A 12,293-nucleotide genomic window follows, 5' to 3' on the forward strand; every position below is an offset into this window, starting at 1 on the left:
AGGGTTAGAATCTTGACTTCAACAATAAAATCCCCCCGCAAGCTTATCGAGGTGTCGCTCCCACTGGACGCGATTAATATTGCTGCGGCTCGCGAAAAATCCATTCGACACGGCCATCCCAGCACATTGCATCTGTGGTGGGCGCGACGACCGCTGGCTGCGGCGCGGGCCGTGATATTTGCACAGATGGTCAATGATCCATCGTGGAAATGGGAGCTTGAGCATCCCGGCGAGGTTCCGCCCAACAATCTCAAGGCAAGCTGGGCCAAAAGCCGCAATCGGTTATTCGCCATCATCAAAGATATGGTGACCTGGGAAAACACCACCAACGAAGAAGTGCTGGAAAGAGCCCGCGTTGAAATCCGCAAGTCCTGGCGCGAAACTTGCGACCTCAACAAGGATCACCCGCAGGCTGCGGAACTGTTCGACCCCGGAAAGTTGCCCGCTTTCCACGATCCGTTTGCCGGCGGCGGCGCCTTGCCGCTGGAGGCGCAACGGCTTGGGCTTGAAGCCTATGCGTCCGACCTCAACCCCGTCGCCGTCCTCATCAACAAGGCGATGTTAGAGATTCCGCCAAAGTTTGCGGGACGCCCGCCGGTGAACCCGGAAGCGCGCGCAAGCCATGACTCTTGGAGCAACCAGTGGAGTGCGGCGCAAGGAATCGCCGAAGACGTCCGCTATTACGGCCAATGGATGCGCGAGCAAGCGCAAAAGCGCATCGGGCATCTCTACCCGCCTGTCGAGATTACGAAGGACATGGCAGATGATCGGCCCGATCTGAAACCGCTTGTCGGAAAGAAACTCACGGTCATCGCCTGGCTCTGGGCGCGGACGGTGAAAAGCCCGAATCCCGCCTTCCGTCACGTCGATGTGCCGTTGGCCTCAACGTTTGTTCTTTCAAGCAAGGAAGGCAAAGGAGCCTACGTTCAGCCCATCGTCAATGAAGACAAGTACAGCTTCACGGTGAAGGTAGGTAAGCCGCCGCAGGAAGCTAGTGAAGGCACCAAGGCCGGCGGTCGTGGCGCGAACTTTCGTTGCGTGCTCTCACATACACCCATTGGCGGCGACTACATCAAAGCTGAGGGGCGAGCCGGGCGCATGGGCGCAAGGCTCATGGCCATCGTCGCAGAAGGTACGCGAGGCCGTGTCTTTTTGGCGCCGACCCTCGAACACGAGAATGCCGCTCGGCTGGCGCAACCCGCTTGGAAGCCCTCTGGCAATGTGCCTGCCCGCCTCACGGGCGGTACGTGCGTTCCTTATGGCCTGACCGAATGGGGCGACCTCTTCACCCCGCGCCAGCTTGTGGCGCTGACGATGTTCAGCGATCTCGTTACGGAAGCTCGAAAACAAATTGAGCACGACGCGCTGGCCGCCAACCTGCCCAACGACGACACCGCACTCGAATCGGGCGGCTCAGGCGCAAAAGCCTATGCTGATGCTATCGCGGTGTATCTCGGCCTGGCCGTCAGCAGGACGGCGAATACAATAAATTCTCTTGCTGTATGGTCTCAAAGCCGCGAACAGAGCGTCAATTTGTTTAGTAGACAAGCCATACCGATGGCGTGGGACTTCCCAGAGGTAAATCCCTTCGCAGGCGCGGCTGGTGATTTCGGAGCTACAACAACGTCCATTGCGAAAATAGTGTCGCAAGCCTTGATACGGTCTGCGCACGTGCAGCAGGCAGACGCGCAGACGCAGGAAATATCTAGGTCAAAGCTGATCTCGACAGACCCGCCCTACTACGACAACGTGGCTTATGCTGACCTAGCTGACTTCTTTTACGTCTGGATTAGAAAGTCCCTTCGGCCAGTCTTCCCGAGTCTGTTGGCAACCGTTGAGACACCCAAGGTGGAGGAGCTTGTCGCTTCTGCCTATCGCCACGGCGGGAAGGAAAGGGCCGAGATGTTCTTTCTTGACGGCATGGCTCTATCGCTAACCCGTCTCGCCGCTTTGGCCCATCCAAGTTTCCCGCTGACTATCTACTACGCATTCAGACAATCCGAAACGGCCACAGAGACTGGCACGACATCAACAGGTTGGGAGACATTCCTAGAAGCGACCAAGCGGGCCGGATTTGCGCTGACTGGAACTTGGCCGATGCGTACTGAGCGGCCAAGTGGTGTGAAGACCGGTACAAACGCCCTCGCATCCAGTATCGTCCTTGTTTGCCGCCCGCGACCCGCGACGGCGGAAACCATTTCTCGCCGCGCATTCCTGCGCGAGTTGAATCAGGTTCTACCCGAGGCGCTTGATGAAATGACACGCGGCTCCGGCGACGACCGTTCTCCGGTCGCGCCGGTCGATCTTTCCCAGGCCATCATCGGTCCCGGCATGGCCGTGTTCTCAAAATACGCCGCCGTGCTTGAGGCCGACGGTACTCCAATGACGGTGCAGACCGCTTTGCGGCTCATCAATCGCTTCCTCGCCGAGGACGACTTCGACCACGATACGCAATTCTGCCTGCACTGGTTTGAGCAGTACGGATGGAAGGAAGGCAAGTTCGGCGATGCCGACGTTCTGGCACGCGGAAAAGGCACCAGCGTTGACGGCGTGAAGCAGACCGGCGTGCTCTATGCTACCGGTGGCGTCGTCCGCCTGCTGAAATGGGGTGACTACCCGGCGACCTGGAATCCGACAGAGGATGATCGCCTGCCGGTATGGGAAGCCCTGCATCACCTGATCCGCATCTTCAAGACGGAAGGCGAGAGCGGCGCGGGAAAAGTCCTTGCGGCCGTCGCCGCGAAAGCCGAGCCGACGCGACAGCTTGCCTATCGTCTTTATACGCTGTGCGAGCGCGCGGGCTGGGCTGAGGATGCCCGCGCTTACAATGAAATTGTCACAAGCTGGAGCGCCATCGAGTCCGCCGCCGCAGCGGCTCCGAAGGCGCAGCAGGCTGATCTATTCGGATGAGGGGGCTGATATGAAACCTTGGAGGGAAGTGGCTGTTCCCCATCAGGACGTACTCGAAGGCACGTTTCAGCAATCGGAGTTTGCGGCCGATATTACGGCGGTCAGTACCGGCAAGGCGAGCCGTGAATATCAGGACGCCGCCGCTTTCTTCGATCGTACCTTCATTACTGAGGGCATGGCGCTTCTTCTGACGCAGGTGGCGCAGCGGCTTGCCGGCAAGGGCGGCGAGCCGGTCGTACAGCTTCAAACCGCGTTCGGCGGCGGCAAGACCCACACCATGCTGGCCGTTTATCACCTTGCGACCCGCAAGGGCGTCTTGTCCGAACTCGCGGGCATTCCGGCCCTTGTTGACCGGGCCGGGTTGATGGACGTGCCACAGGCACGCGTGGCCGTGATCGACGGAACCGCCCATGCGCCGGGTCAGCCATGGAAGCGCGGCGGTCAGACCGTCAGGACACTTTGGGGCGAACTTGCCTGGCAGCTTGGCGGTGCCGAAGGCTACGCACTCGTTGCCGAGGCTGACGCGACGGGTACATGCGGCGCAGAAGTGCTGCAGCCGCTCTTGGAGAAATATGCACCTTGTGTCGTTCTGATCGACGAACTTGTGGCTTATTTTCGACAATTCCCCGAATCGCAGACCATAAGCGGCGGCAGCTACGATACCAATCTATCCTTTGTTCAAGCGTTGACTAATGCGGTCACACGGGTGCCCCGCGCCATCGTTCTAGCGTCATTGCCCGAGTCCGATGTTGAGGCCGGCAGCCAGCGCGGCGTTGCTGCGCTCCGGGCTCTCGAAAAGACTTTCGGGCGCGTGCAGGCGATTTGGAAGCCGGTAGCGACCGAAGAGGCTTTCGAGATAGTGAGACGACGGCTATTCGAGAAGGTAGGCGACGAAAAAACCCGCGAAGCCGTGTGTCGCGCTTTCGCCGATCTCTACATTGCCGAGGGTGTCAAGCTTCCATCTGAAACGCAGGAACGACGCTATTACGACAGGCTACTGCAAGCTTATCCCATCCATCCGGAAATCTTCGACCGGCTATATGAGGACTGGACGACCATTGACGGCTTCCAGCGTACACGTGGCGTGCTCAAACTGATGGCAAAGGTCATCTTTCGCCTCTGGAAGGACGACAACAAAGACCTGCTCATCATGCCCGGCAGCCTGCCGCTGCATGACGGCAGCAGCCGTAACGAACTCACCTACTATCTGCCCGCCGGCTGGGATGCCGTGATCGAGCGCGACATCGACGGCGAGCGCGCGGAAACCACCGCGCTCGAAAGCCGGGAGCCGCGCTTCGGCCAGGTCGGAGCCGCCCGGCGCATTGCGCGCACGATCTTCCTTGGCAGCGCGCCATCGTCCGTTGTGTCCAATGCTGCCGCACGTGGTATCGACCGCGCGCATATTGTACTGGGGTGCTTGCAGCCGGGGCAAACTTCATCGGTCTATACCGATGCCCTTAGCCGTCTCGCCGACCGGCTGCATTATCTCAACGCTTCCGGCGACAAAAGCCAGGATGCGACGCGTTTCTGGTTTGACACCCGCGCCAACCTGCGCCGTGAGATGGAAGATCGCAAACGCCGGTTTGACGATCTCACGGAGGTTCGCGTCAAGATCGCGGACACGCTCAAAAAGACCCTTAGCGGGGCGTCATTTTTCGATGGCGTACATATCTTCACATCCCACGCCGATGTGCCTGACGACAGCGCGCTGCGGCTTGTCGTCCTGCCCCCTGAAAACTGGTACACGAGGGACGAGGCGCGGCTTGCATTCGATCTCGCTCTGGAGATCATTACTAAAAATGGTGCGACGCCACGTTATCGCAGCAATCGCCTGATCTTCCTTGCTGCTGACCACGGCGCGCTTGCTAGACTCAGGGATGTTGCGCGTGTGGCACTCGCCTGGAGCTCGATCGTCGATGATGTAAAGGAAGGTCGACTCAATATTGACCTTTTGCAAAAGAGCCAGGCCGAGAAAGAACTCAAGAGCGCCGAGGACGTTCTACCGCGTGCGGCGCGCGAATGTTACAAGTGGCTGCTCTGCCCGACCCAGGATGCGCCCGCTGACAAGTCTGGCATCGAGGCGTTCCCTCTGAACACCGCTGGCGGCGCTGGCGCAGAGATTGAGCGGGTTTGCACCGACAACGAACTTGTCATCACCACCTGGTCGCCAATCCACCTGCGCGCAAAGCTGAAGGAACTTTACTGGAAAGGCGGCCAGAACGCCGCCAACGCTTCCGCCTTCTTTGAGGATACGCTGCGGTATCTTTATATGCCGCGCCTGAAATCGCGGGATGTTCTAGGGCAGGTAATTCACGCTGGCGTGGCCAGCAAGGATTTCTTCGGCACGGCCTATGGTCAGGCCGACGGTAAGTTCGAGGGCTTCGGCCTGGGCAGCGGCAGTGTGGTGTTCGACGATACCCTGCTTCTGATTGAGCCAGAGACGGCACGCGCTTACGAGCAGGCAAACCGGACGAAAGCTCCGAACTCCGATGTCGGGTCCGGTCCAACCGTGACTACGGGAGCAGATACCAGTCCGGACTATCCTCTGCCCTCCACCACACCTGGCGGCGGACTCTCGGACCCAGGTGGAAAGCCGTTGGTACCGGGAGCGGCAAAAGTCAAATCTTTCTTCGGCTCAGCCGACATTCCGACCGCCACCGCGAAGATGCGCTTGGTGCAGATTGCCGACGAGATCGTCTCCGTGCTTGCTTCCGATCCAAACGCGAATATTCGCCTCACCGTCGAGATTTCTGCCGACTTTCCCGACGGGGTAAATGACTCGATAAAGCGCGCAGTTTCTGAAAACGCCCGCAGTCTTGGACTGAAGGCCGCTGATTGGGAGTGAGTAGGACGTGCGACATCCTGAATTTGTTGGGGCTGACAAATTGTTACGACACGACTCGTGAGGATGGGATGAGAGGACGCTTCAAGTTGGGCGCTGCCCGACTATGACCTGCCTCCGGTTTTCTGGACTGCGCTAAGCTGGAAAATTCCAGTTTTGCGGCAACGGCCGGAGGACGGAGCGAACCATGAAGAGATCGAAGTTTTCGGAGGCGCAGATTGCCTTCGTGCTGAAGCAGGCGGAGGACGGCACCGCGATCGGCGAAGTCTGCCGGAAGGCAGGGATCTCCGAAGCCACGTTCTACAACTGGCGTAAGAAGTATGCCGGTCTGATGCCCTCGGAGATGAAGCGCCTGCGTCAGCTCGAGGATGAGAACGGCAAGCTCAAGAAGCTGGTCGCCGACCTGTCGCTTGATCGCGCCATGCTGCAGGATGTTCTTCGCCGCAAACTATGAAGCCTGCCCGGCGTCGGCAGTTGGTCGATCATGCGCGATCGACCTGGAAGGTCTCGATCCGTCGCGCCTGTTCAGTCCTGGTGACGGAGCCCTCGACCTACCACTACAAGAGCCGCCGCGCTGGGCAGGCGCCCCTTTGCCACCGGATGAAGGAGATCGCCGCAACACGGGTGCGCTACGGCTACCGGCGGATTCATGTGCTGCTGCGGCGTGAGGGCTGGCCGGTGAACGCCAAGCGCGTCTATCGGCTGTATCGCGAGATGGGCCTGCAATTGCGCAACAAAACGCCCAGGCGCCGGGTCAAGGCCAGGCTGCGAGACGACCGTCAGCCAGCGACCCGCTCGAACGAGATCTGGGCGATGGACTTCGTGCACGATCAACTCGCCACCGGCCGCAAGTTGCGCGTGCTCACCATCGTGGACACGTTCTCCCGGTTTTCGCCGGCGACGGAAGTGCGCTTCAACTTTCGCGGTGCCGATGTTGTCGAGGTGCTTGAACGTGTCGGCCGCCAGCTTGGCTATCCAAAGGCCATCCGGGTCGACCAGGGCAGCGAGTTCGTCTCGCGCGATCTCGATCTCTGGGCCTACCAGCGTGACGTCACGCTCGACTTCTCCCGGCCAGGCAAGCCCACCGACAACGCATTCATCGAGTCGTTCAACGGCAAGTTCCGGAGCGAGTGTCTGAACGCACACTGGTTCATGAGCCTCGACGATGCGCAGCGAAAATGCGAGGCTTGGCGTAGACACTACAACGAGGAGCGACCACACAGCGCGATCGGCAACCGACCGCCGATCGACGTGCTGAATCGATCAGCGGCGCACGGCCCGCCACTGGTCGAACAGGCTGGAAATTCCCCAGCCGCGTGATCCAAAGACGGGGTGCAGCTCAACTAGGAACGGACTCTACCCAAAAACGGGGGCAATTAAGGGGAGCAGGTCACCGTTTTGAAGCCGTCAATCTGGAGCGGGGCTTCGTCGCCCTTTGCCCACCAAAGACGCCCAGGGCCTCTCCTAGAGAGCTCGCACTGCGAACCCCAGAAAAGACCCGGCCGAACCTGCGACGCACCTGCAAGGGCTGTTTCCGGGCGTTCTCCGGCTTGCCTAGCCACCAGCGCGCTTCCGTAGCAGCTTGCGGCGGCCGCTTGCTCGACAAAAATCCTGAATCGCCCCTCCGGCCAGGTCGCGAACGTTGCGACCCGGCCGTTTTGATTGGCCGGCTGGATTACCGATCAATGCACCAATGCACCTCACCGTCGAAACAAACGCTTGAGTAAACGGACCAACATCTGGAGGTCCCGCTGCAACCGCGTAACAGCGAGCAGCAAATAGACGGTCCTGATCGCAGAATTCGGCGAAAGCGCGAAGGTTGAATTACCCAGATGGGCGTGGTCGAGCGCTTGCCGCAGCATTACGACAAAGGCACGCGAACCGATCTGTGGCGGAGCAACGCCGCAATAAACCAAGTAGGCGTCGCCGGTTTCGGCAGCAATCTGTCGCCTAGCCAAATCCGGCGCCCTCGTTGCCAAAATACGTACGTGCCCGTCCGCGCCAGCCACAAGCGTGACGATATGCATGATCACGCCCCTCCCGCGCGAATTAGCGCAGCCGCAGCAGCAGCAGTCGAGATTACCTGATAGAGGGCTCGGACCCGGCGTCCGATGGGTCCATTATTGACGACGCGCTGCGTCGCCCGCATGGTATTGGGAACCATGACGATCTCCTGTGGTAGCAGGTGGTCGAATGGCCAGGTCGTGCCGGGGTTGCACCCCCGGCGCGGCCGCCCTTAAGTGCGGTCGCTGCCTGACCAGCCGCAGGATGCGGCTGCTATTAAATGGGAAGTAGCGAGACAGTATATCAAGAAGGGCGCACTGAAGTTCAACCGAGAGGGTTAATGGGCGAATAACTGCTCTTACCCTCAAGATGCATCGAAGCAGCCTCGACCGTGCGCCAGGCGTACGAATAGTCCTTGTCGGGGCGGGTCTGGGCGAGCCAGGCCGCGATCTCGCTTCCGTCAATACCATGTGCCAAAGCTTCTACGGCAGACGCGAAGTCAATTTCCGAGCGGGATCCGCTGGAAGCAGGCCGACGTCCAGCAGCAAGTTGCCCGTCGATGCGCTTGGCCGCGCGAGCGCGAAATACGTCGAGCTGTTTCCAAAGCGGCATTTTGATTTCAGGAGCAGACAAGGCCGCTTTTTCCGGGCGGCGCCCCGCGCCCGCCCGCGCCTGTGACGCACATGCTGGCTCAATCTCCGCCAGGAGAGCGGCTGCCCGGGGCGCAACAAGACCCGGCGCAGTGTGGATCACGCGCACAAATGGAAAGAGACCATTCGGCTGGCGATACTTGTCCTTGCGATTTGTAAGGCCCGGCACCCTGCCCGGCTGCCACGCAGAGGCCGCGCGCGGATCAGCGTCAAACGTCTGAATGAGGTGCCGCAATGCGGCTTGCACAAGCTCCGGGCTGAGCCACGCCCCGACGGGCACCAAGCGAATCCACACCTGAAAATTTCCAGGTGAAGTTTCCACCGTAAGAACGGGCGGAAAGTCATTTGACGTCAAGCGCGCAACGTTGCCAGCCGTCACATCGTCAAGCAGTACGACGCCAGGATGTCCTCCCGTGTTAGCGCGAACGCGCAGGTACACGTGCGCGCCGCGCGCGTTCGCGGCACACGCGCGCGGCAGCAGAGCAAGCACATCAGACGTGGCAAGGTCCCGGTTTTGCCAGTACCCGCGACCGCGCACTTCACCGGGGCGGGGCGGAAAAATCATCCCGAGGTCGACCGGTGTGCCGATCGCCTCAATTGCCCTTGTCACAGCCGAGACGGTGAGGGGATGCGTCACCGTGCTCTCTCCGACCAGCCGGGGAGCCGGCCGCGCATTTTCGTAAACGCATAGCGGTTCACTTCGCGACTGAGTTCAGAGATCGGGAGGTTCGACCACTGAGGCGGAATTGCTTCGTTGATAGCGTCGAGAAACCTCACGCCCTCAAGCGCGGAATGCGTCACCGCAATCGCCTGACCGACCAGATCGCATGCAAGAGCCGCAAACTTATCAAACGCGCCCTCGCGCGCCTGACCCACAAAAGTTCCAAACCGCCCGTCGATTTCCAGCGGGGGATATTTTTCCTCCAATGCCGCGCATGCTAGTGCAACGGAAACTCCATCTCGTTTGGCTATGCGCTGGCCATCCCGGATCTTAGCAAGGTCCTGGAGTACGGCCGTCTGGCTCGCAATGTGGCCGTTCAGTACGCGAAAAAGTGATGGAATTGTAGGCGCCCTAACCGGCTGCTCCACCTCCTCACTCCATCCATTTTCACCAAACTCATTGTCCGACATGTGCATCTCCTAAGGTGCGGATCCTCTCAATATCGTTCGTCGGCCTGCAAAACCAAAATCGTCCGCGTGATTGAAATTATTTGTTCGCCTCTTGCAGGCTCAGAAATCATTCTGGTGACGGAAGGACAGCGATAGCCAGGTGTGCGTGCGGATATCCGCACGCACCTGGGCAGGGGGCGAAGCCCCCGTGCACCCCCCTTTGAGACGAACGATGACGACTGATAAAAAATGCAGACGATCTGAAAAACGACAAATGCAGTGCACGTTGCTCGTGCGCCTTGACGATCAGCTCGCCAACAAGCTCGGCGCCGCAGCAAGGGCCGGCGGTTCAACGCGTCCCGCCTTCGTGCGCGCGCTATTGCTACATCACCTCGAACAAGAAACCCCCGCGCCCGCTTCGGTTACTGAATTGCAAGCAACGGCACCCGTGTCTCGCGTTACGGATATTGAACGATTGTTCGCCACAGCCGGCACCCATGTTGGGCGCCAGACCGGAGCACTCGTTCAACTCGCCAAGTCGGTGCGGGCGAATGGAGGGGCTTCCTCACTCCATGCTGAGATCGAGAAATTGATTATCGACGCACGCAAGACGCTCGCATGCATTCGCGACGCGCTTCTGGAGATAAAGCCATGATTACCGGCTTTTGCGTGCATTCAGGTGGAACGGCTCTCGCCCGGCATCTCGCCCGGCACGACAACAATGAGAGCGTTTCTGTTGCTACACGAGGTCTCGCGGCTGACACAATCAAAGACGGCATCACTGAGCTCGGCCTGATGTCGAGAGGCTGTGGTACTAAAAAGCCGCTAATCCACGTTTGGGCCAGCCCTACGCGATTGTACTCAAAGGGCGGTTGGAGCCGGTATTGGGCCAGATTTGAAAAGGAGTTTGGCCTTGAATTACAGCCGTATGTCGAAGTCACGCATATAAAGCTCGGTCTCGGGGGGCGCACCGCGGAGCACAAGCATCGTGTTTACGTCCGCATCCGGCCAGATAGGACCGCAATTCCGTATTCGCACAGCCACAAGCGCATGGAAAAGCTCTCACGACTGGCGGAGCTGGATGCCGGCGAGCCGCTAACAAAAGGTCGGCACAGCAGGGCTGTAGTGAAAGCGTTGGAACGGCAGGGACTCGAGCTTGAAGCGCAGGCCTTGGTGAATGCGGGCCTGACGACGGGGCCGCTACCCGTTGCACCGTCGCCAGCTGAACGCGCCGCAGCCGAGCAGAAGGAAGATCTCGCCCCCGATGCAATCTGGATGCGCGCGCATAGTGCCTGGTGCCGCTCGAATGACGCTGCATCCTTCGTTGCAGCATTGCAGGCCGAAGGGTTGAGCATCGCGGAGGGCAGCCGCGGTCCAGTTCTTGTTGGCCCGCGTGGTAGCGTGACCAGTTTGCGGCGAGCTGTTTCGAACGGCGCACGCCGCGCGGGTTGCGATTCGGTACGTAAAAGCGACATCCGGCAGCGGATCGCCGACCATATACTTCCAGCGCTCGACGATGTGCTCAAAAGCCAACCGGCATGCCCAGTTGATCAGTTGTTTTCCATCGTCGGCCTTGATCGAAGCATCCCTGTTCCAGATCCCAAGTATCCGTCCGCCCAAGTCGAGGAAAACCATTCCTGGTCGTTCGCAAACGCAGCTGAACCGACTAGTTTCGACGCGCCCACTACAGAGGATATATTGCTCACGCCCGCACAAATGGCTGCTGCTCAGGCGTTTGAAGATGCGCTCGCTTATGGGAGCGCTGAATTCGCGCAAAAGGTACTTCGGGAAATCGAAGCCGAGTTGGCAACGGCGCAGCAAGAGAAAATCGCAGAAGACAAGGATCTTGCCCAGCACTTGCGTCAGCGCGTTGCCAGACTTGGGGGGGACCCCGCGTTGCCAGCCATCGGGATTCCAGGCTGGCGCGATGCATTCAAAGCCGATCTTGCGCGCCTTCCCCGCAAAATCGGGCCGGTATTACGCTGGGTAGAACAGAGAGAGGCGGGTTGCTGCAAGATCACTTTGCGGTCCGGCGTTACAGTTATCACGATGCCCGATCGGGCTGTTGCCGATCAAGCAACGGACGAAACCGTGTCCGTGATGATCTCTCACGCTCACGCCCGTGGCTGGCAAGAAATCACTGTCACCGGGGGGACACCGGAATGGCGAGAAGCGATTACGCGCGCCGCCACGAGAGCGGGGATCGCCGTCGTCAATCACGATCTCAAACTAGTAGAAGAGGAAGAGCGGCAAATCATGCGGAAGGAGATGGCCCTTGAGCTTGTCAACGATGGTCGCATGCCCGGCAACAGGTAACCCAAGCCGTGATCACGATGAAGCCTGCAACATCACGGCCGATGACCGTGCTGGCATCGTTTACTATTACCGCTACAACAACCGCGGTCGCCTCGATCGGCCGACCATTGGATCAACACGGCGGATTAAGCAAATTGCCAACGATCTAGCCCGCGTGGTTCGAATTTGACGATGGTCCAATGGCACAGGCCGGCGCGCGCGCCGGAAGGAATATCCCTTGCCGGCAACCGATAAATACCCAAGAGCGGGAGTGCGGGAGGGCAGCTGGAAAAATTGGTCCTGAGACGCCGGGAAAGGCTCTTCTCAGAGGTCTCGAGGACCAAGCTGGGAGGAAATGCTTCGCGGGGCTTCCCACCGCCGTAAGGTCCGTTTCCGGCCGTTACAAACGGATTGCGTACAAACACTCACGTTCTCGTCCGGACGACAGGTCATGCCCCCGGCGCCCGGCCCCACAATCTCGA

Annotated in this window: 8 protein-coding genes; 5 read left to right on the forward strand and 3 right to left on the reverse strand. The window is 59.7% G+C overall.

Translation table 11 applies throughout. From position 1 onward, the window contains the following. Positions 1-12: 12 nt before the first annotated feature. From RO009_03170 to RO009_03180, 3 genes are all read left to right on the forward strand, one after another. Positions 13-2,910, forward strand: a complete 2,898-nt coding sequence (locus RO009_03170) for a DUF1156 domain-containing protein (GenBank protein MDT3684029.1) — start codon at positions 13-15, stop codon at positions 2,908-2,910. A 28-nt stretch (positions 2,911-2,938) separates the two neighbouring features. Then, complete coding sequence (locus RO009_03175; GenBank protein MDT3684030.1) at positions 2,939-5,755, forward strand: ATP-binding protein; 2,817 nt, start codon at positions 2,939-2,941, stop codon at positions 5,753-5,755. A 184-nt stretch (positions 5,756-5,939) separates the two neighbouring features. After that, a protein-coding gene (locus RO009_03180) for an IS3 family transposase (protein ID MDT3684031.1) occupies positions 5,940-7,072 on the forward strand; the annotation gives its coding sequence in 2 pieces (ribosomal slippage) (positions 5,940-6,201 and positions 6,201-7,072; 1,134 coding nt in all). A gap of 380 nt (positions 7,073-7,452) precedes the next feature. Here the strand turns inward: RO009_03180 and RO009_03185 are convergent. The 3 genes from RO009_03185 to RO009_03195 form a co-directional block, all read right to left on the reverse strand. Beyond that, a complete protein-coding gene (locus RO009_03185; GenBank protein MDT3684032.1) occupies positions 7,453-7,779 on the reverse strand; it encodes a hypothetical protein in 327 nt (108 codons plus the stop codon). A 301-nt stretch (positions 7,780-8,080) separates the two neighbouring features. Then, positions 8,081-9,043: a DNA-primase RepB domain-containing protein gene (locus tag RO009_03190; protein MDT3684033.1), complete on the reverse strand. Its 963-nt coding sequence runs from the start codon at positions 9,041-9,043 to the stop codon at positions 8,081-8,083. Then, positions 9,040-9,537 carry a hypothetical protein gene (locus tag RO009_03195; GenBank protein MDT3684034.1) on the reverse strand — a complete coding sequence of 166 codons (498 nt, stop codon included), beginning with the start codon at positions 9,535-9,537 and terminating at the stop codon, positions 9,040-9,042. Before RO009_03195 ends, RO009_03190 begins: the two co-directional genes overlap by 4 nt. A gap of 211 nt (positions 9,538-9,748) precedes the next feature. On the opposite strand from RO009_03195, the gene RO009_03200 reads away from it, so the two are divergent. Both RO009_03200 and RO009_03205 read left to right on the forward strand, forming a co-directional pair. Beyond that, positions 9,749-10,171 carry a ribbon-helix-helix protein, CopG family gene (locus tag RO009_03200; protein MDT3684035.1) on the forward strand — a complete coding sequence of 141 codons (423 nt, stop codon included), beginning with the start codon at positions 9,749-9,751 and terminating at the stop codon, positions 10,169-10,171. Further along, positions 10,168-11,832 carry an LPD7 domain-containing protein gene (locus tag RO009_03205; GenBank protein MDT3684036.1) on the forward strand — a complete coding sequence of 555 codons (1,665 nt, stop codon included), beginning with the start codon at positions 10,168-10,170 and terminating at the stop codon, positions 11,830-11,832. The genes RO009_03200 and RO009_03205 overlap by 4 nt, the downstream gene beginning before the upstream one ends. Positions 11,833-12,293: the final 461 nt, after the last annotated feature.

It is taken from the genome of Pseudorhodoplanes sp. (assembly GCA_032027085.1).
Classification (GTDB): domain Bacteria; phylum Pseudomonadota; class Alphaproteobacteria; order Rhizobiales; family Xanthobacteraceae; genus Pseudorhodoplanes.

Coding starts and splice junctions, on each gene's coding strand:
- RO009_03185 (MDT3684032.1), bottom strand. CDS start 7,779: ATGCATATCGTCACGCTTGTGGCTGGCGCGGACGGGCACGTACGTATT.
- RO009_03195 (MDT3684034.1), bottom strand. CDS start 9,537: ATGTCGGACAATGAGTTTGGTGAAAATGGATGGAGTGAGGAGGTGGAG.
- RO009_03200 (MDT3684035.1), top strand. CDS start 9,749: ATGACGACTGATAAAAAATGCAGACGATCTGAAAAACGACAAATGCAG.
- RO009_03205 (MDT3684036.1), top strand. CDS start 10,168: ATGATTACCGGCTTTTGCGTGCATTCAGGTGGAACGGCTCTCGCCCGG.